Raw genomic sequence first — 19857 nt, forward strand, 5'->3', positions numbered from 1 at the left:
TTTTCAAGGTAAGATTTTATTTTTAAACAAGCTTTGTAACCGCTTACGAAATGTAACCCGTCACCAAATTTAGGTGAATACGAAGAAAGGACGGATGACAAATGGTGTGGCCAATCGTCAATTTACTGCTGTTTCTCGCTGTGACTGGGTACGGTATTTATTTGTTCTGCCAAGCGGTGTATCACAGACTGCTGTACGTGAAGCTCGGCAAGCCGGTGGATTTCCGGAAGCAACGTGAAGGCAGATGGGGCGAGTTCCTGGGACAGGTGTTCGGCCAAAAAAAGCTGCTGAAGGACCGGAAGAGCGGCATTATGCACGTGGTGATCTTTTACTGCTTCATCATCCTTCAGTTCGGCGCGCTGGATCTCATTATCAAAGGACTGACAGACGGCGGCCACCTTCCGCTTCCCGCGTACGACGTATTCGGTCTGCTTCAGGAGATCACGGTGTTTCTGGTCCTTGTAGCGATGGGATATGCCGCTTACCGCCGGTATGGCGAGAAGCTTGCGCGCCTCAAGAAAGGGTGGAAGCCAAGCATTGTCGTGTTCTTTATCTTCTCCCTGATGCTGTCTGTGCTGCTGTCGCTTACCTTCGAAAGAATCCGGCTCGACCTCGAGCCATCCGCTTACGCACCTATATCCTCAGCGATTGCGGCCATCTTCACCGGCATGTCCGGAACGGCGGCATCCGTATTGTTCTACATCTTTTGGTGGGCCCATCTGCTTATTCTGCTATCTTTTCTCGTCTATGTTCCTCAATCGAAGCATTTTCACCTCATTACCGCACCGGTCAATATCTGGCTGGGCCGCTCCGAGCCTGTCGGCAAGCTGAGCAAGCTTGACCTTGAAGATGAAGAAGCCGAGTCGTTTGGCGTCGGCAGGATCGAAGATTTTACGCAAAAACAGATGATCGACTTCTACGCTTGTGTGGAATGCGGGCGCTGCACGAACGTCTGTCCGGCTTCCAATACCGGCAAGGTACTGTCGCCGATGCATCTCATTACCAAACTCCGCGATCATTTAACGGAAAAAGGTACAGCCGTTACCGGTAAGTCGCCGTATGTTCCCGAATATGCTTTTGCCGGGAGTGGAGCGCATGCATTGGATGCAGCCGTGTCCGAAACCCATCCCGATTGGTCATCAGCGGACGGCGTGACGGATATTCGCCCGACGTTGGCATGGCAGAAGGCCACCTGGACCCATCAGGACACAAGTCCGCAGGACATGAACTTGATCGGCGACGTCATGACCGAGGAGGAGATCTGGTCCTGCACCACCTGCCGCAACTGCGAGGATCAGTGCCCGGTCGGCAACGAGCATGTCGATAAAATCATCGATTTGCGCCGCCATCTCGTGCTGATGGAAGGAAACATGCCGGCAGAGGGGCAGCGAGCCCTGCAAAATATCGAACGGCAAAGCAATCCCTGGGGATTGAACCGCAACGACCGGGCCAACTGGACCGGCGAGGTGGAAGGCATCCGGGTGCCGACCGTCAAGGACAATCCGCAGTTTGAATATTTGTTCTTTGTCGGATCGATGGGCTCATACGATTTGCGCAGCCGCAAAATCTCCAAGGCGTTTGCCCGCCTTTTGAACGAATCCGGCGCCAATTTCGCCATTCTCGGCAACGAGGAGAAAAATTCGGGGGATACGCCCCGCCGGATGGGCAACGAGATGCTGTTTCAGCAGCTGTGCATGGAGAACATCGAGATTTTCGAAAAATACGGTGTTCAGAAAATCGTGACCGCCTGCCCGCACACCTTCAACACGTTCAAAAACGAATACCCCGAATTCGGGCTCGAAGGGGTGGAGATCCTTCATCACTCCGAGCTGCTGGATCAGCTCCTCCGCGAAGGGAAGCTGAAACCCCAGTATGAAGTGAAGGAGCGGGTCACTTATCACGACTCGTGTTATCTGGGACGCTATAACAACGTGTACGACCAACCGCGCAGCGTCCTCCGGGCCATTCCTGGCGTGGAGCTCGTTGAAATGAAGCGCACGCGGGAAAATGCGATGTGCTGCGGCGCCGGGGGCGGCATGATGTGGATGGAGGAGACGTCCGGCAAACGGGTGAACCTTGCCCGCACAGAGCAGGCGCTGGAAGTGAATCCAAGCATCATCAGCAGCGCCTGTCCTTACTGCCTGACCATGATGGAGGACGGGACGAAGATGAAGGAAGTGGAAGAGCGTGTGAAAGCAAAGGATATCGCCGAAATTTTGGAGCTGTCCGTGTTCGGGGATTCCGCTGCTCACAATAAAGGATTTGAAATGGAGGCAAGCACACAATGAACAAATCCATTCGTAAGGCAGCCGTCATCGGCTCAGGAATTATGGGTTCCGGCATTGCTGCACATCTGGCCAATGTCGGTATCCCGTGCTTACTGCTGGACGTCGTTCCGACTCAGCTGACAGAGGAAGAGACGAAGAAGGGGTTGACGCTGGAACATCCGGCGGTACGCAGTCGTCTTGCAACTTCAGCCATTGAGAAGCTCAGCAAGATCAAGCCGGCTCCGCTGTATGATCCTGCGTTTGCTTCCCGGATTACGCCGGGTAACCTCGAAGATCATCTGCCGCAAATTGCAGGCGTCGACTGGGTCATCGAGGTGGTGGTTGAGAATCTGGAAGTGAAGCAGCAGCTCCTGAAACGCGTAGAGGAGCATTGGAAACCCGGTACGGTGGTCAGCTCGAACACGTCGGGCATCTCGATCAACGAGATGGCGGCCGAATGCGGCGAATCGTTCAGAAAACACTTCCTAGGCACACATTTCTTTAATCCGCCCCGTTATATGAAGCTGCTTGAAATTATTCCCGGACGGGACACGGAGCCGGAGCTCGTGGCGCGTATGAAGGATTTTTGCGAAAGGGTGCTCGGCAAGGGCGTCGTCATCGCAAAGGATACGCCTAACTTTATTGCGAACCGGATCGGTACTTACGGCCTGCTTGTGACTCTGCATGAAATGGTGGAGAAGGGCTTCACGGTGGAAGAGGTCGATGCGGTGACCGGACCGGCGATGGGGCGTCCGAAGAGCGCTACCTTCCGCACGCTGGATCTGGTGGGGCTCGACACGTTCGTTCATGTCGCGGATAACGTCCGGATGAACGTCGAGAATGAGCGCGAACAAGCGGTTTTCACTTCGCCGGACGTGCTGACGGGCATGGTGGCACGCGGCTGGCTCGGGGAGAAGAGCGGGCAGGGTTTCTATTTGAAAAAGAAAACGCCGGCCGGGAGCGAGATTTTATCCCTTGACCTGAAAACGCTGGAATATGTGCCGCAGATGAAGCCTAAATCGGCATCGTTGGAGGCCGCGAAAATGGCCAAGGGAGCCGGAGCGAAAACAAAGGCGCTCCTCGGGGCGAAGGACCGCTACTCGGATCTGGCCTGGGACATTCTGAAGCAGGTGCTTGTCTATTCGGCCGAAAAGGTGGGCGAGATCGCCGATTCGGTCAAGGAAATCGACGATGCCATGAAATGGGGCTTCTCCTGGGAACTCGGACCGTTTGAGACCTGGGACGCCATCGGCCTGGCCCGGTCCGTGGAGCGGATGGAAGCCGAAGGCTTGACCGTTCCTGCCTGGGTTAAAGAGTGGGTCGCTGCGGGACACAAGTCCTTTTACAAGCAGGAGGAGGGCCGGCTGTACTCGATTCATGTGGCGTCGGGCGCATACCGTGAGGTAGAACAGCCGGAAGAAGTCATCAATCTGCGCAGCCTGAAAGAGCAAAACAAGGTGGTGAAAGGAAACAGCGGCGCCAGCCTGATCGACATTGGAGACGGCGTCGCCTGCCTGGAATTCCATTCGCCCAACAATGCGATCGGCGAGGACATTCTCTCCATGATTACGCAGAGCATTGACGAGGTGCGCAGCAATTTCAGAGGACTCGTGATTGCGAACCAGGCACGCAACTACTGTGTGGGAGCCAACATTATGCTGCTCCTCATGGAAGCTCAGGACGAAGAATGGGACGAAATCAACGAAATCATCCGGAAATTCCAGTACACGATGTACGCGCTGAAGCGGTTTGAAAAGCCGGTCGTGGCCGCGCCGCACCGCATGTGCCTCGGTGGCGGTGTCGAATCCTGCATGCCGGCCGACCTGGTCATCGCAGCGCCGGAGACGTATTACGGTCTTGTCGAAGTCGGCGTCGGCCTGATTCCCGCCGGTGGAGGGTGCAAGGAACTGGCGCTGCGGGCAAGCCAAACGGCCGGTCTTCCGGATGCGGATCTGCAGCCGTACATCAATCACATTTTCCAAACCGTGGGAACGGCGACGGTATCGACGAGCGGCCACGATGCCAAGCGTCTCGGGTACTTGCGGCCAAGCGATCGTGTCGCGGTGAGTCAGGATGTCCAGATTTATCAGGCGAAGCAGGCTGTTCTCGGTCTGGATCGAAGCGGCTATGAACCGATCCCGCAGGAGAAGGTCCGAGTCGTCGGGGCGGAAGGCAAGGCCGTGCTTCAGCTTGGTGCGCTTGGCATGAAGCAAAGCGGTTATATCAGCGACCATGATTACCTGATCGCCCGAAAACTGGCCCATGTTCTCGCCGGCGGTGATGTCCCGGCAGGAACCCTTGTCTGTGAGGAGTATATGCTGGACCTCGAGCGCGAGGCTTTCTTGAGCCTGTGCGGGGAACCGAAGACGCAGCAGCGCATGCACCACATGTTAACCAAAGGCAAGGCGCTCCGCAACTAACATCCACGGGAGGGGATATTCCATGAAAGAAGCAGTCATTGTATCGATGGCGCGTACCGCAGTCGGCCGTGCCAAGAAAGGCAGCCTGGCACAGACACGGGCCGACGATCTCGGGAAAACGGTGCTGGAGGCCGTCGTGGAACGCGCGCCGGGCCTTAAAAAGGAAGACGTGGAAGACATCATCATCGGCTGCGCCATGCCGGAAGGCGAGCAGGGACTTAATTTCGCCCGGATCATGTCGCTCTACTCCGGATTCCCGGTGACGGTGCCGGCGCTGACGATCAACCGGTTCTGCTCCTCTGGCCTTCAGTCAATCGCCTTCGCGGCGGAACGAGTCATGCTGGGGCATGCCGACATCCTGATCGCCGGGGGCGTGGAGAGCATGAGCCATGTGCCGATGACCGGTTTCAAGATGTCGCCGAACCCGAAGATCGTTGAGCAGATGCCGGAGGTCTACATCGCCATGGGACATACGGCGGAAGAGGTGGCCGAGCGGTTCGGCATCAGCCGGGAAGATCAGGACCGGTTCGCTGCGAGATCGCACGCCAGGGCAGCGCAGGCGATTGCGGAAGGCAAGTTCCAGGACGAAATCGTGCCGGTTCAGGCCGAACTGAAAAGCGTGGATGAGAAAGGCAAAGTGCAGACGAAAACCTTCGAATTCCGGATGGACGAAGGCGTGCGGAGCGACACGACAGTGGAGGTGCTGGGCAAGCTGAAACCGGCGTTCAAGCTGAACGGATCAGTCACGGCGGGGAATGCGTCCCAGGTCAGCGACGGGGCTGCGGCGGTCGTTGTCATGAGCCGGGAAAAAGCCGAGGCGCTTGGCCTGCAGCCGCTTGCCACGTTCCGTTCCTTCGCGCTCAGCGGCGTCGAGCCGGAAATTATGGGCGTTGGTCCGGTCAAGGCGATTCCTAAGGCGCTGCAGATGGCCGGCATTACGCTGGAGGACGTGGATTTGTTCGAAATCAACGAGGCGTTCGCCTCCCAGTGCGTCCACATTATCCGGGAGCTTGGCATCGATGAGGAGAAAGTGAACGTCAACGGCGGCGCGATTGCGCTTGGGCATCCGCTGGGCTGCACGGGCACGAAGCTGACGACGACCCTGATCAGCGAGCTGAAGCGGCGCGGCGGCGGTTACGGCGTGGTGTCCATGTGCATCGGCGGCGGCATGGGCGCCGCGGGCGTGTTTGAGGTTCATCCGTAAGCAGAAAGCGTTCTACAGTGATTTGGTTTTTATATTAAAAATTCATATCGCAAAGGAGACGGGAACGATGAGCACAACGATGAATAAGGTGATCGGCGGCAGTTATATTATTGAAGACACGGACTTTCACAGTATTGTGACCCCGGAAGATTTTACGGAAGAACACCGGATGATCGCCGAGACGACGGAGGATTTTGTATCCGGTGAAGTGGTGCCCCATGACGAAGCGATCGAAAAACTGAATTATGAGCTTACGGTGGAGAAGATGCGCAAAGCCGGTGAACTGGGATTGCTGGGCGCCGACGTGCCGGAGGCCTACGGCGGGCTTGGTCTGGATAAGGTCAGTTCGACGCTGATTAGCGAGCGGCTGACCAAGGCATCCGCATTCGCTTTGTCGATCGGGGCCCATGTCGGCATCGGCACGCTGCCGATCGTCTATTTCGGCACTGAGGAGCAAAAACAAAAATACCTGCCTGCTCTGGCAACCGGCGAGAAGATCGCCGCCTACTGCTTAACGGAGCCTTCCTCCGGTTCGGATGCGCTGGGGGCGAAAACGACAGCCACCTTATCCGAGGACGGTGAATATTATGTATTGAACGGCAGCAAGCAGTTTATCACGAATGCCGGTTTCGCCGACCTATTCATCGTGTACGCCAAAGTGGACGGCAAGGACTTCAGCACTTTTATCGTGGAGCGCACGATGGAAGGCGTCAGCATTGGACCGGAAGAGAAAAAAATGGGAATAAAAGGATCGTCCACTTGTCCGCTCATCCTGGAGGATGTGAAAGTGCCTGTAGAGAATCTGTTATGGGAAGTAGGCAAGGGGCATTTGATCGCCTTCAACATCCTGAACATCGGACGCTTCAAGCTGGCCGCCGGTTGTGTAGGCGCCTCCAAAGATACGATTGAGCTGGCTGCCAAGTACGCGAACGAGCGTGCGCAGTTTGGCCGGAAAATCTCCACCTTCCCGCTGATCGGCAAAAAGCTGGCGGATATGAATACGAAAACGTACGCGCTCGAGAGCATGGTTTACCGCACGGCAGGTCTGTTCGATGTTGGCCTTGCCGAAGTGGATCACAGCAGTCCAGAAGTGGGCTATCAATCGGCCAAAGCCATTGCCGAATATCAGCTCGAATGCTCGATCAACAAGGTGTTCGGTTCCGAAACGCTGGATTTCGTCGTCGACGAAGGCGTGCAAATCCATGGCGGATACGGCTTTATTCAAGAGTACCGGGTGGAGCGGAATTATCGGGATTCGCGGATCAACCGCATATTCGAAGGCACAAACGAAATCAACCGTCTGCTCATTCCGGGCACTTTGGTGAAACGGGCCATGAAGGGCCAACTGCCGCTGATGCAAAAAGCCGTGGCGCTGCAGGCCGAGCTTCTGGAGCCGATTCCTCCGCAAACCTTCGAGGGTACGCTTGACCAGGAAGCCCATCTGATCAAGATGGCAAAGAAAATTTTCCTGATGGCCGGCGCCCAGGCCGTACAGAAATATCAATTGAAGCTAGAGGACGAACAGGAGATTCTGAGCCATCTGTCCGATATGATGATTTCCGTCTATGCGATGGAAAGTGCGCTGCTGCGTACGCAAAAAATCATCGACCGCTCCGGCGAAGACAAGGCTCGCCTGCCGATCCTGATGACGACCGTATTCGTTCATGACGAATTCAATAAAATCGAAACGTGGGCGAAGGAAGTGCTCGCTGCGATGGAATCGGGCGACACGCTCCGGACGCAGCTGTCCGTTCTGAAAAAGCTGACGAGAAAGTCGCCTGTCAATACGCTGGGATTGAAGCGTGAAATCGCTGAAAAGGTCATTACCGCGGAAAAATACGTGCTGTAACAATTCGTGAGATGGGGTGGCCTGGATGTCGAGTAAACCTTGGTTAAATCAGTATCCTAGTGAGGTCCCGCACAGTTACGAGTATCCCAAGCAAAACGTTGCGCAATTTCTAGTGGATTCGGCTTCCCGATATCCAGAGCATATTGCTCTGGATTTCATGGGGAAGAAAATGACATTCCGATCCCTGCTGGTTTCGGTAAACCGGTTTGCGAACGCCCTGCTCCGGCTGGGTGTCCGCAAAGGGGACCGGGTCGCCATCATGCTGCCAAACTGCCCGCAGGAGGTCATTGCGTATTACGGTGCGCTCCTTGCGGGCGGCGTGGTAGTCATGACTAACCCGCTGTACGTGCCGCGGGAAATTCAGCATCAGTTATCCGACGCCGACGTCCGTATCATCGTGACGTTGGATGCGCTGGTGCAGCGCGTGGAACAGGCGATGACCCACAGGCCGCTCAGCAAGCTGATCGTCACGTCGGTCAAAGACTATTTGCCTTTTCCGAAAAACATCCTATACCCTCTTGCCGCCAAAAAAGACGGAACAAATGTCTCCGTCACGTATGACGATCGTATCGTATCCTTTACCCGCCTCATGAAACAATCAAGCAGCGACCCGGTCAAGGTAGACATCGATGTGGAACAGGACCTGGCGCTCATCCAGTATACCGGAGGAACGACCGGTTTCGCCAAAGGCGTCATGTTGACGCATATGAACCTGGTAGCCAATACGATTCAATCGCAGCTGTGGTTTTACCGGGCACGGATCGGCCAGGAAAAATACTTGGCTGCGCTGCCTTTTTTTCATGTATTCGGGCTTACGGTGCTGCTTAATCAGGCAGTTTATAATGCCGGAACGCTCATCTTGGTTCCACGTTTTGAAATCAATCAGGTGCTGAAGATCATTGACCGGCGGAAGCCGACGGTGTTTCCCGGGGCGCCGACCATGTATATTGCGGTGATTCACCATCCTGAAGTGCACAAGTACGACCTTTCTTCCATAAATATATGTATCAGCGGAGCGGCTCCGCTGCCACTGGAGGTACAGGAGCGGTTCGAGGAGGTCACGCGCGGCAAGCTGATCGAAGGTTACGGATTGACCGAAGCGTCCCCGGTTACGCATGCCAACAACATATGGGAGAAACGCAAAAACGGCTCGATCGGCATTCCTTTACCGGATACCGAAGCCCGTGTTGTGCATCCCGATACGGGTGAAGAGCTGCCGCTTGGCGAAATCGGCGAGCTGGTCGTTCGCGGCCCACAGGTCATGAAGGGGTATTGGAACCGGCCGGAAGATACGGAGCGCACGCTCCGGGATGGCTGGCTGTACACCGGGGATCTGGCGAGGATGGATGAAGAGGGCTTTTTTTACATTTTGGACCGGCGCAAAGATCTGATTATAGCCGGCGGTTATAACATCTACCCGCGGGAAATCGAGGAGGTGCTGTTCGAGCATCCGGATGTGGAGGAAGCCGTCGTGGCCGGTGTGAACGACCCTTACCGCGGTGAAAATGTAAAGGCTTACATTGTGCTCCGGAAAGGCTCGTCTGTTACCGAGCAGGAGCTGAAGCAGTGGTGCAAGGAACGGCTGGCTGTGTATAAAGTGCCCAAGATCTACGAGTTTCGCGAGTCGCTGCCCAAGACGCTGGTGGGCAAGGTGCTTCGCCGTAAACTGATCGAAGAAGAGAATGAGAAGCTGGTCAATCAATCGAAGGTCGACCTCTAAGAGATGACACGGCGACGCCGAATGAGAAGGAGGGCAAGAACATGAATCCGGAAACGACGGACAGCCTGAGTATGAACCTGAAGCTGAAGCAGCTGGAAAACGCCGCGAAGCATACCTTTTGGGATTTTATCGGATGCGAACTGGTTGAGCTTAAAGGCGATCAGGTCGTGGTAGCCTTTGATATTTTGCCCCATCATCTCAATCTTATCGGGATCGTTCACGGCGGCATGCATGCTTCAGCCATCGACTCCGCCATGGGCATACTCATTATGCTGGCCAGGCCGGAAGCCAATGTGGTGACGGTGAATTTGAACATGAACTACGTGGCTTCCACGGGTGAAGGGCGCGTCATCGTGACGGCTGAAATTATCCACAGCTCGCGCAAGCTGATAACAGCGCAGGCCTATGCGCGCAAAGAGAACGGGGATCTGCTTGCCTTCGGCACCGGCACCTTCCGGGTGCTGGAAAGGCATGTCCCTGAAGCGCAAACAGAGAGCGATAAAAGGGGGACGATGGATGAGCGTGGTACAAGAACTTGAAGCGATGGCCGGAAAAATGAACGAACAGCCGGGGGCGCTGGATGGGCTGCACGCCTCCTACCATTTTCATATAAAAGATACGGGGAAACATTTGCAGGTGTATTTCAATGACGGTACCGTGCGTGTTGTTGAGGACGCTTCGGGCGATGCCGATTGCACGCTGACGATGTCAGAGAGCCATCTTCGAAAACTACTGCGGAACGACTTGAACACGACGATGGCGTACATGACCGGATCGCTCCGGATCGACGGCCGTCTTGGCCTGGCTCTGAAGCTTCAGGAAATTCTGAAGCAGTATCAGGTTTGAATACCTGGTTTACGACATCGATGAATGCAAAAATATAGGCTGCCTTATGCAGAGCAGCCTATTTGTGCTGTTATTTTAGATATAAGAAAGGATAAGCTTCGGAGATTGGGCTTCCTTATATCGCAAGAAAAACTTCCGCTAAATGCGGTCTGGCTTCTTAGAAGGTGCGCCGATAGACGTTTCTTTCTTTTAGATATAAGAAAGCTTCAGCTTCGGAGATTGGGCTTCCTTATATCGCAAGAAAAACTTCCGCTAAATGCGGTCTGGCTTCTTAGGAATTGCTTCGATAGACGTTTTTCTTATTTCCCCCTACGGGTTAATTTAGCGAGAGCATCCCATTGTTCCTCAGTGACGGAGCGAAGGTCATTGAATTCGCCCGCCCCCTGCAGCCATTCTCCACCGTCAATGGTGACCACTTCCCCATTAATATATCCCGCATAATCAGAAACCAGGTAGGCAGCCAAGTTCGCCAGCTCTTCTTTGTTCCCGACCCGGCGCAAAGGGACGCGATCGATCATCTGCTGCTCCAGCTCCGGCGTGGGAGAGAGGCGGGACCATGCGCCTTCAGTTGGAAAGGGGCCGGGGGCGATCGCCACCTGGCGGATCCCGTAACGTGCCCATTCCACCGCAAGGGAACGGGTCAGTGCCAGCACGCCGGCTTTGGCCGCAGCGGATGGAACGACAAAAGCCGATCCGGTGGCAGCATAGGTCGTCACAATATTGAGCATGGTGCCTCCCTGGCCGCGGTCGATCCAGCGTTTGCCGATCTCCAGGGTCGCATAGAACGTGCCGTGCAGCACGATGTTCAGCACCGCGTCTACGGCTCGAGGGGACAACCTTTCAGTGGGACTGATGAAATTGCCGGCGGCATTGTTGACGAGAATGTCAATCCGGCCGAAATGCCGTTCAACGGCATCCGCCAACTCCGCAATCTGTGCCGGTTCCCGAACGTCGCAAGGAGCATAGAATATTTTGTAACCGCTATCAAAAAATTGTTCGGCTGTCTGCTTCAGCACTTCTTCCCGGCGCCCTGCGATCGCCAGTTTGGCACCAAGCCGCACGAACTTTTCACCCATGGCCCGGCCCAGACCCGTTGCTCCCCCGGTAATCAACACCACTTTGTCCTGTAACAAGTTCTGCGCAAAAGGTTCCATTTCCGATTCCTCCCAAAATATGTGCTGGAAAAGAATTCATACTGCTTAACTTCCACTATATCGGAACGGGAAAGCGGTGTATAGAGCAGCCTTTGCTATGTGGGGAAAGGGCACTGATTCGATGTTATAAGTTTCATCTACCATCGGCGTACGTGCGGCTGTTCACTGAAGGTTTATCCAGGTACAGGGGACATCGCGGTACCCGGCGGGATGATAAAATTCGGGTAGAAAAACCGCGGAAAATTGCTGAAACCCTTTTTATTGTTCACATTTTTGTCACATGTGGTTCTAAGCGCACGTTCGCCATAATAAGAAGAAGTAAACGCTTCAAACTAACATTCCTCAGCTTGTACCCTTCCTCCTAGCCCTTTTTCCCGTTGCGATGTCAAGGTCATTCACACATTATGTAAAGGAAGTGAAGAGACTTATGGCAATTAAGCAGGGGCATGCCCAAAGACGTGCCCAAAACCCGCGAGCTGTTCGTCACGTCGGAATTTGTCTGATCCTCACGGTCGTTCTTTCGGTGTTTGGAATTCCTCCATTGCCTGTCTTTGCTGCGCCTCTCATCGCGATAGACCAGCCTTCAGGCCCCTTGGGGCCGGGTGTGTCCCGGATTTCCGGAACGTTTTCAGGTGTGTATGATGTAGAGCTCGCCGTAGGCGGTGATTCGCTCGTCAGTGCCCATATGGACGATCCGGAAGCGGACGGCAGCGGAAACTGGTATGCCGACGTCGACTTCTCCAAATACGACGGTCCGGTAGAACTGGCGGCTAGGGGAAAAGACAGTGTGACCCGCTATGTGGCCTGGTCTCCCTATATGTCGGTGGAGGTAGATAATCCGGGGGCCGCGCTCCCACAAGTGCAGATTACAAGCCCAGGCGAAACGAGTCCCGTGAAGGGGAGTGTCAATGTCTTCATTCAAGCAGGGGGTAAAAACCCGGTCAGCAACGTGCAAATACGGATTAACGGCGGAGAGTGGAAGGATGCGCCACCCAAAGGCTCAGGATACCAATACAAGTGGAAGACGGAGGCTTATGCCGGACGGGTTAATAGTCTAGAAGCGAAAGCCGTGGATTCAAACGGAAATACAGGATACAGCAGCGCAAAATATGTGAAAGTCGCGAACGTATACAGCCAAGCAATGCTGCAGGAGGATCAGCAGGAGCAAGAGGGCTGGACAGAGCAGGATGCCCAAAATGATCAAGATGTTCAAGCAGATCAAAATATCCAACAGAATGCCGAAGCGGAACTGAATGTCCAGAACGACCAGAGTGCTCAAATCGATCAAGATGTCAAAGCGCTGCAAAATAACGAAACTGCACAAGATGCCCCAACAGCTCAAGATGTCACCAAGGCACAAGATGAGATGACGGCCCCTCCCTCGAAAGATACAGTTAATGAAGTGAATCCGGATGAGGGGATGCAAATGAAAGCAGATTCTGGTTCCACATCCAGTCCGACGACCGTTACCCAGCAGGTGTACAGCCAGGATCGGGCCATGTGGATCTGGGAAAATGAATCGTACCCCCTGATCATGAACCCGGGTTCCCGTAATGTGCTGGATGCTATGGCATCCGACACGTCGACGTTCGGACAGAGACCGATCCGGACGCTGTACCTGGCGGTCGGACCCTATTTCGGCATGCGAATGCTGGAGGACAAACGGCCGGAGGTCAGGGATTTCGTCGGCTGGGCTCATGATAAGGGCTACCAGGTGCAGGCTTTGATCGCCGGCGGTACGACGCCGCCCTATTTCGGGGCCTATGCCCGTTACCGGACCCAGGCGGTGGCCGAGTTCGAAGGTATCCTGAATTACAATTTATCCTCGGATCCAAGGGAGAGATTCGACGGTGTAAACATTGATACGGAGCCTTACAGCCTCGGTGATTTTAAAAGTGCCAAACCTTCGGTTCAGGTACAGTACCTTGACATGCTCAAGGCATTGATGGACCGCAAGCAGGCTTCCGGCCTGGACCTGCAGGTCGGGGCCGCCATCCCGCGCTGGTTCGACACATCGGTGGACGCCAGCAGCATCTCGTGGAACGGCTCCGTCAAATGGATGTCCCAGCACGTTCAGGATACTCTCGATTACATTTCGATTATGGACTACCGGGATCAGGCGGACGGCAGTGCAGGGATCATTGAACAAGCACGCGGAGAAATCGACTATGCCAATCAGATCGGCAAGCCGAATTCGGTCGTCATTGGCGTAGAAACGATCGATGTCGCCGACGGGGGCGATCCGGAGGCCATCAGCTTCTATGAGGAAGGCCGCACGTACATGGAGTCGGAACTGAACAAAGTGTACGCCGCTTTTGAAGGAGATCCAGCCTTCGGAGGGATCGCGCTCCATCATTACGGCAACCTGAGAATTTTCCCGTCTGCATGGGGACCGGGTGGCGTGTTCTGGCAGCCGCCGCAGGACAGCGAAGCGCCTTCAGCTGTTACGGGCACTCCGCAGGCAGCCGCCTTTGATTATCAGCGGGTCGATATTACCTACGGGCCGGCGTCCGACAATGCCACCGTGAAAGAGTACCGCATTTATCGCGGAACGGATGCGCAGTTTGAACCGGATCCAGCTCACCTTGCCGGTATATCTAACAAACTGAACTTCCGCGACGTCGGGCTGCTGCCGGATACGACATATGTCTATAAGGTAACGGCCGTCGATTCCTCCGGTAATGAAGGGCCTGCAAGCCAGCCGTTCACCGCAACGACGGGGCATACCGATCTGAAGCCGATGATCGTGGGGCAAATGCAGGTCACTTACGACGGGACCAAGGCGACCGTATTCCTGCAGGTCGTCGACAAAGAGACGGGAGCCGGGCTTCAGGCAACGGTTTACGGCCGGTTTACCTCTATGGGCGGAAAATATGTCGGTGGCGCCACGACAGCGACAGGTACGTACACCGCTTCATCCGAAGCGATCAATGCGGCCGCGGGTAAAGCCGGCTTTGCCGCCCGCAGAATCCTGGCGCCCGGGTACTACTGGGCACAAGCTTATGATTCCCCCGACGGCCGATTCACGGAGTGGGGAGGATGACGCCAAAGCTCGCAAAGGTAACAAGATCGATATGATCCAGTCGGTTAGTATAACAAGAGGGCGCAGTGTTTGTTCTGCGTCCTTTTTTTCTCTTCATACGAAGTCCCCATTTCTGTAAAGAAAATAGATACTCATAGATTTCGTTATAAATATAGTTGTACGTGAGATTTGTCACCAAAAAAGCTTAAAAATCATGCTTAGGCAAGGGATCTCACATTCTGTGGCGAAGGAGTAAGAAGGAGCGAAATGGAACCTAAAACCACATAAAAGGTGTGACTCAACTTTGACGAAACCGAACGTGATCGTGATTTATTGTGACGATTTGGGATACGGTGACTTGGGCTGCTACGGCTCCGATGCGATTCGCACACCGCACTTGGATGCGCTTGCACAAGATGGAGCGCGTTTCACCAACTGGTACTCGAACTCGCCGGTATGTTCACCTTCCCGGGCGGCCTTGCTGACGGGAAAGTATCCCGCAAAAACAGGTGTCAGCCATATTTTAGGAGGAAAGAGGGGGACGGGCGGATTAAAGGCCGACACCAAAAGCCTTGCACAGCGCCTCAAAGAACATGGCTACCGAACGGCTTTATTCGGGAAATGGCATCTTGGATCCGCAGCGGACACCAAGCCTAATGCCAAAGGATTTGATGAATATTTCGGCTTCCAGGCCGGTTGCGTGGACTATTATTCCCACATTTTTTACTGGGGAATGCCGAGTGTGAATCCTGTGCACGATTTATGGAGCAACGGCGAAGAGGTCTGGCGGGACGGCGAGTATCTGACGCATCTGATCACCGACAAATCCGTCGATTTTATCGAGGCAAGCCGGGCTGCCGACAAGCCGTTTTTCCTATATGCCGCTTATAATGCGCCTCATTACCCGATGCATGCGCCGGAAAAATACATGAAGCGCTACAGTCACCTCCCAAGGGACCGTCAGCTGATGGCCGCCATGATCTCGGCTGTTGATGACGGAGTCGGCGATATTGTGGCAGCACTTAAACGGTTGGGGGCGTACGAAAACACCATTATTTTCTTCTCGAGCGACAATGGGCCGTCTTCGGAGTCGCGCAATTACCTGGACGGAACGGAGGATGTGTACTATGGCGGAAGCGCCGGAATCTTCCGCGGGCATAAGGGCAGCCTGTTCGAAGGCGGGATTCGGGAACCGGCCATCCTCGTATATCCATCCATAATCGCTCAAGGGCAGACGAAGGAAGATGCCGGCATGATGGCCGATATCGTGCCGACCGTGCTGGATCTCGCCGGTCTCCCCGTCCCCGCGGCGGAAGAGATCGACGGAAGCAGCATTGTGCCGATGCTGACGCAAGGGGCAGGCACTCCACATCAGCAAATATGCTGGGAGTACGGCAGTCAGCTTGCGGTTCGGGAGGGCAAATGGAAGCTTGTGCTTGGCGGCAAGCTCGACTTTGACCGCACGCAGCCGGACGACGTTCATTTGTCGGATTTGGAGGCGGACCCGGGCGAGCGGGTCAATCTGAAGGACGAGTTCCCGGAGATTGCGCAGCGATTGGAAAAAGATGTCCGGCAATGGTATGCGACGCTTCTGTAGTTCTTCCTTGGGGTAATGAAACGTGAAGGATGCACCCGGGACAAAGTTCTCATTGTATTCGGACTTAAAATAAGAAATAATAAAAGGCTGGAGCTGTCATCTAGCAATGCCAGTTAATTAGATCCAAATCATAAAAGGAGTTGATCGTATGCCAACGATTCAAGTGGAAGGCAGAGAAGCGATTAGAGCAGAGGAAGGGCAGAAGCTAGTCCTGGCCCTGGAGGACAACGGGGTGGATATTTTGCACCGCTGCGGAGGAAATGCCAGATGCACTACTTGCCGGGTGGAAGTGTTGGAAGGCGATGCTGGCCCTATCGGAGAAGCCGAAGCAGCCATTCTTACCACCAAAGGGATTCACGAGCCGAATGTCCGTCTGTCCTGCCAAATTCGGGTACATAACGACCTGACGGTCAAACCTGTGATGACGGTATCTGATTCCGGGATGGATCCTGGTAAAAGACCAGTAGACTAAGGTAATCGGGCCAAAACAGCCACAAAATAAAACGGCTTTCTTTCCGCCAAGTTTCGGGGAGAAAGCCGTTTTTTCGTTATTTCAACAGCCAGAGCGCCGGAACGTTCGGCGGTTCCCAGCCTGTCAGCGAGGTATGGGCCTGCCGGCATTCATAGGTCGCTCCGTTATAGGTAACGAGCGTGCCTGGTGTGTAGGCAACATTGGGTGCCCATGCCGCTGCGGATGAGGACGAAGCCGTCTTAGCGGTTACCGCATTGCTGGCGGACGATTCATTTCCCGCCGCATCCACGGCGCGAACGGTAAATGTATAAGACGTGTCGGCCGCGAGTCCGCTGGCGGTGTAGGTCAGCGTTGTGCCGGATACGGTGCCTGCCAGCGTACTTCCATTGTAGACCCGGTAGCCGGTTACGCCAACGTTATCTGTCGAAGCCGCCCATTTCAATTTAACCGTTCCCGAAGTTGGTGTACCGTCAACCTGCAGACCGGTTGGAGCGGAAGGTGCCTGGGTGTCCGGTGGATTTGAGCCAGATGTGGTGAATGTTACGGCACTGCTGGCATCCGAAGTATTACCCGCAGCGTCTACAGCCCGAACCGTAAACGTATAGGATGTATTGGGTAAAAGTCCGGTGACCTGATAACTGAGAACAGAACCTCCCGTTGTTGCAACAAGCGTGCCTCCGTTGTAGACCTTGTAGCTTGTCACGCCGACAGTATCGCTCGAAGCCCCCCAGGTCAGCGTTGCGCCTGTTGACGTAATGGCAGATGCCTTCAAGCTGGAAGGCGCCGAGGGTGCCGTGGTATCCGGAGTGCCGCTGCCGCCGCCGAAGTCCACATCGATGACATTGTAGAAGGCGTTGGCGGTGTCCGCGATTTCCCAAACGGCGAGGATCACCTGATATCCGGTGCGGCTGGGGACATTACAGGTGCTGGTATAAGTTGCTCCAGGCTGCACACCGTTATAATTTTCCGAACAGAATGGCGTCAGGTCAAAAGAATCTCTTGTGAGCGGCGCATTGGGATTCCAGTTCTGCTTCGTGATGTAATATTTCCAGCTGGTCGTGGCATGTCTCGCCGTCAGAGTCCAGCTGAAGGTATTTGTGCCTGGAGAGAGGTTAACTTTGCTCCAGCGGGCCTGAGATTGTTCATCCAGCGTTGGAAAAGCTCCGTTGGCGCTGCTGATTTTACCGTCTGCCGGGCCTGCGGCAGGAAAGCCCTTCGGAGCTTCCAAGCTTTGAGGCTCATAGACAATCGGGCCGCAATTGGTGTTGGCACCCGTTTTGCATAAGTAAGCGCGGCTGCCGGGGGACTGGACATAACCATGCGCGGAAGCACGCTCCACGATCATCAACGTGCACAGCAGCGTGATCAAAGCTAAACTGCCTGCGAACAGCCATTTAAGCACTCCATGCTGTCGTAACCGAATCGTAGTCATCCAAATTTCCTCCTCTAATCCGAATATGAACACAACATGTGTCATTCTGGCTGCAGATACCGCTTTGGCCGTCCCACCCCCTTATAAGAAAATTCATTCAACTTGCTTGGCCAGGGCCGACCTTGTGATCGGTCAGCTTTCGGAATGTTGGTTATATAAACTCGGCAGGCGAGCTTATATCGGAATATGGATGTCGATTTTTAATCAAGAAAATACATAAAAAATCAATATTTAGTAATAATTAGTATCGTTTAACACAACGATAAACCAATTAAGCCTCCCCCTCAATAATAAAAAACAACGATTTAGGTAGTGTTTGAGTGAATCCATTCATAAAAAATTGCGAAAAGCGGAAACCTAATCAAGTCCGCAATGTATTCATCTCCGAACTCATGCGCTTAATTATTTTGAAACCTATATTGTTAATGGGAGGCCACACAACAACATGTCCAATGTGTTAATGATAAAAGCGAATGACCGTCCGTTAGAGCAATCGGTTACGGTTCAAATGTATGAAACGTTCGTCAAAACGTACCGGGACACCCATCCGGATGACGTGGTTACCGAGCTGGATTTGTTCGCCTTGAACCTGCCGAATTATGGGAACACGGCACTTACCGCTCTCTTCAAGCGCAGCCAGGGACAGGAATTGACGCCAGAGGAGACGAATATCGCCGATTTGGTACGCGTTCATATCGATCAATTTCTCGCCTCCGACAAGGTGGTCATCGCGTTCCCGCTCTGGAACTACGCTGCGCCTGCCCCGCTGATTACGTATCTGTCCTATTTGGCTCAAGCCGGAACCATGTTCCGATACACACCCGAAGGCCCCCTCGGTCTAGCTGGGGGGCGTAAAGTGGTTCTGCTGAATGCCCGGGGCGGCATTTACTCCACGGAGGACATGGCTCCATTTGAAGGAGCGATCCGGTTCGTGAAATCCAACTTGATGTTGTGGGGAATTACGCCGGAAGAAATCATTATCGAGGGTCATAATCAGATGCCTGCCGAAGCCAAGGACATTATTCAAAAGGGACTGGATCAAACAGCAAAATACGCTGTAACGTTTTAAACGAGTATAAAGAAAGCATTTCGGCTGTACGGCAGTCGGAATGCTTTTTTGTATTTTCTTCGGCAAAGGTTAGGGCAACCCACATTTTTCATAAAAAAATGAGTTGACAGAAAGCGCATTTCATCGACTATAATATGTAGACCGTTCGTTATAATTTTGAAAGGAGGTCATAAGCGCGATGACGGAAAAGCCCAATTCCCGTGAATCCATCGTGGAAACAGCAACACGTCTTTTTGCCAAACAGGGCTATCACGGAACGGGATTAAACCAAATTATCAAGGAAAGCCATTGCCCAAAAGGCTCACTGTATTATTATTTCCCAGAGGGTAAGGAGGAGCTTGCCCAAGAATGCATTTTACGGATTAAAAGTGCGGTGTCCGACAAGTGGGAAGAGGCTTTTAACCGGTTCGACGATCCGTCTCAGGCCATTCAGCATTGTATCGATGTGATTGCGGCCGATGCCAAAGCCACCAATTTCGAAGGGTTTATCCCGCTCAGCTTCTGGAATGCGGTAGAAACCTCCTGCATCAGCAACACCCTGAGGGAAGCTTGTCAAGGCGTGCTTCAGGAGTGGGAGAGAGTCCTGACCACACGGCTGCAGGATGCCGGGGTAGAGCTGTCCCGTTCACAGGAAGCCGCGACAGTCATCCTTTCATTGCTCGAAGGCTCGCTGCTGATCGCCCAGACGAACAAGGATACGGGACCTATATTCCTTGCATCCAAATATGTTGGCATATTGCTGGACCGCCTTTTGGCCAAAAATACATCGGATGAAGCGCAGAAAGAAAAATAAGGCCGAATGAAT

Annotated in this window: 14 protein-coding genes; 12 read left to right on the top strand and 2 right to left on the bottom strand. The window is 54.0% G+C overall.

Features of this window, described 5'->3' with window-relative positions:
• The first annotated feature begins 101 nt into the window (after positions 1–101).
• The 7 genes from ABIE48_RS14585 (at position 102) to ABIE48_RS14615 (ending at position 10306) form a co-directional block, all read left to right on the top strand.
• Positions 102–2288 (top strand): (Fe-S)-binding protein, encoded by a 2187-nt coding sequence (locus ABIE48_RS14585; RefSeq protein ID WP_192714114.1) that lies wholly within the window; start codon positions 102–104, stop codon positions 2286–2288.
• Positions 2285–4687 (top strand): 3-hydroxyacyl-CoA dehydrogenase/enoyl-CoA hydratase family protein, encoded by a 2403-nt coding sequence (locus tag ABIE48_RS14590; RefSeq protein WP_192714113.1) that lies wholly within the window; start codon positions 2285–2287, stop codon positions 4685–4687. Before ABIE48_RS14585 ends, ABIE48_RS14590 begins: the two co-directional genes overlap by 4 nt.
• Before the next feature lie 22 nt (positions 4688–4709).
• Positions 4710–5891, top strand: a complete 1182-nt coding sequence (locus ABIE48_RS14595) for an acetyl-CoA C-acetyltransferase (RefSeq protein ID WP_192714112.1) — start codon at positions 4710–4712, stop codon at positions 5889–5891.
• 67 nt (positions 5892–5958) lie between these two features.
• Positions 5959–7740, top strand: a complete 1782-nt coding sequence (locus ABIE48_RS14600; protein WP_192714111.1) for an acyl-CoA dehydrogenase family protein — start codon at positions 5959–5961, stop codon at positions 7738–7740.
• A 25-nt stretch (positions 7741–7765) separates the two neighbouring features.
• Entirely contained in the window at positions 7766–9460 is a 1695-nt protein-coding gene (locus ABIE48_RS14605) for a long-chain-fatty-acid--CoA ligase (RefSeq protein WP_192714110.1), read from the top strand.
• 41 nt (positions 9461–9501) lie between these two features.
• On the top strand, positions 9502–9999 hold the full coding sequence (locus ABIE48_RS14610) for a PaaI family thioesterase (protein ID WP_192714109.1): 498 nt from the start codon (positions 9502–9504) through the stop codon (positions 9997–9999).
• Entirely contained in the window at positions 9977–10306 is a 330-nt protein-coding gene (locus ABIE48_RS14615; RefSeq protein ID WP_145019372.1) for an SCP2 sterol-binding domain-containing protein, read from the top strand. Before ABIE48_RS14610 ends, ABIE48_RS14615 begins: the two co-directional genes overlap by 23 nt.
• Positions 10307–10605: 299 nt before the next feature.
• On the opposite strand, the gene ABIE48_RS14620 is transcribed toward ABIE48_RS14615, so the two are convergent.
• Positions 10606–11460 (bottom strand): SDR family oxidoreductase, encoded by an 855-nt coding sequence (locus tag ABIE48_RS14620; RefSeq protein WP_192714108.1) that lies wholly within the window; start codon positions 11458–11460, stop codon positions 10606–10608.
• A gap of 427 nt (positions 11461–11887) precedes the next feature.
• Between ABIE48_RS14620 and ABIE48_RS14625 the strand changes: the two genes are divergently transcribed.
• The 3 genes from ABIE48_RS14625 (at position 11888) to ABIE48_RS14635 (ending at position 16551) form a co-directional block, all read left to right on the top strand.
• Positions 11888–14503 (top strand): Ig-like domain-containing protein, encoded by a 2616-nt coding sequence (locus ABIE48_RS14625; RefSeq protein WP_192714107.1) that lies wholly within the window; start codon positions 11888–11890, stop codon positions 14501–14503.
• Between the two features lie 283 nt (positions 14504–14786).
• Positions 14787–16079 (top strand): sulfatase-like hydrolase/transferase, encoded by a 1293-nt coding sequence (locus ABIE48_RS14630; RefSeq protein ID WP_192714106.1) that lies wholly within the window; start codon positions 14787–14789, stop codon positions 16077–16079.
• 148 nt (positions 16080–16227) lie between these two features.
• A complete protein-coding gene (locus ABIE48_RS14635; RefSeq protein ID WP_145019360.1) occupies positions 16228–16551 on the top strand; it encodes a 2Fe-2S iron-sulfur cluster-binding protein in 324 nt (107 codons plus the stop codon).
• Between the two features lie 76 nt (positions 16552–16627).
• Here the strand turns inward: ABIE48_RS14635 and ABIE48_RS14640 are convergent, their stop codons facing one another.
• A complete protein-coding gene (locus ABIE48_RS14640) occupies positions 16628–17983 on the bottom strand; it encodes a lytic polysaccharide monooxygenase (protein WP_192714105.1) in 1356 nt (451 codons plus the stop codon).
• 445 nt (positions 17984–18428) lie between these two features.
• Between ABIE48_RS14640 and ABIE48_RS14645 the strand changes: the two genes are divergently transcribed.
• Positions 18429–19052 carry an FMN-dependent NADH-azoreductase gene (locus ABIE48_RS14645; protein WP_192714104.1) on the top strand — a complete coding sequence of 208 codons (624 nt, stop codon included), beginning with the start codon at positions 18429–18431 and terminating at the stop codon, positions 19050–19052.
• A 178-nt stretch (positions 19053–19230) separates the two neighbouring features.
• Positions 19231–19845, top strand: coding sequence for a TetR/AcrR family transcriptional regulator (locus tag ABIE48_RS14650; protein WP_192714103.1), 615 nt, complete (start codon positions 19231–19233; stop codon positions 19843–19845).
• Positions 19846–19857 lie beyond the last annotated feature (12 nt).

Origin of the sequence: Paenibacillus sp. OAE614, assembly GCF_040546645.1 — a bacterium.
GTDB classification, from domain to species: Bacteria; Bacillota; Bacilli; order Paenibacillales; family Paenibacillaceae; genus Paenibacillus_AQ; species Paenibacillus_AQ favisporus.

Excerpts from the sequence above, each read along its gene's own strand:
- ABIE48_RS14585 (WP_192714114.1), top strand. The coding sequence starts at position 102 with ATGGTGTGGCCAATCGTCAATTTACTGCTGTTTCTCGCTGTGACTGGG.
- ABIE48_RS14590 (WP_192714113.1), top strand. The coding sequence starts at position 2,285 with ATGAACAAATCCATTCGTAAGGCAGCCGTCATCGGCTCAGGAATTATG.
- ABIE48_RS14595 (WP_192714112.1), top strand. The coding sequence starts at position 4,710 with ATGAAAGAAGCAGTCATTGTATCGATGGCGCGTACCGCAGTCGGCCGT.
- ABIE48_RS14600 (WP_192714111.1), top strand. The coding sequence starts at position 5,959 with ATGAGCACAACGATGAATAAGGTGATCGGCGGCAGTTATATTATTGAA.
- ABIE48_RS14605 (WP_192714110.1), top strand. The coding sequence starts at position 7,766 with ATGTCGAGTAAACCTTGGTTAAATCAGTATCCTAGTGAGGTCCCGCAC.
- ABIE48_RS14610 (WP_192714109.1), top strand. The coding sequence starts at position 9,502 with ATGAATCCGGAAACGACGGACAGCCTGAGTATGAACCTGAAGCTGAAG.
- ABIE48_RS14615 (WP_145019372.1), top strand. The coding sequence starts at position 9,977 with ATGAGCGTGGTACAAGAACTTGAAGCGATGGCCGGAAAAATGAACGAA.
- ABIE48_RS14620 (WP_192714108.1), bottom strand. The coding sequence starts at position 11,460 with ATGGAACCTTTTGCGCAGAACTTGTTACAGGACAAAGTGGTGTTGATT.
- ABIE48_RS14625 (WP_192714107.1), top strand. The coding sequence starts at position 11,888 with ATGGCAATTAAGCAGGGGCATGCCCAAAGACGTGCCCAAAACCCGCGA.
- ABIE48_RS14635 (WP_145019360.1), top strand. The coding sequence starts at position 16,228 with ATGCCAACGATTCAAGTGGAAGGCAGAGAAGCGATTAGAGCAGAGGAA.
- ABIE48_RS14640 (WP_192714105.1), bottom strand. The coding sequence starts at position 17,983 with ATGACTACGATTCGGTTACGACAGCATGGAGTGCTTAAATGGCTGTTC.
- ABIE48_RS14645 (WP_192714104.1), top strand. The coding sequence starts at position 18,429 with ATGTCCAATGTGTTAATGATAAAAGCGAATGACCGTCCGTTAGAGCAA.
- ABIE48_RS14650 (WP_192714103.1), top strand. The coding sequence starts at position 19,231 with ATGACGGAAAAGCCCAATTCCCGTGAATCCATCGTGGAAACAGCAACA.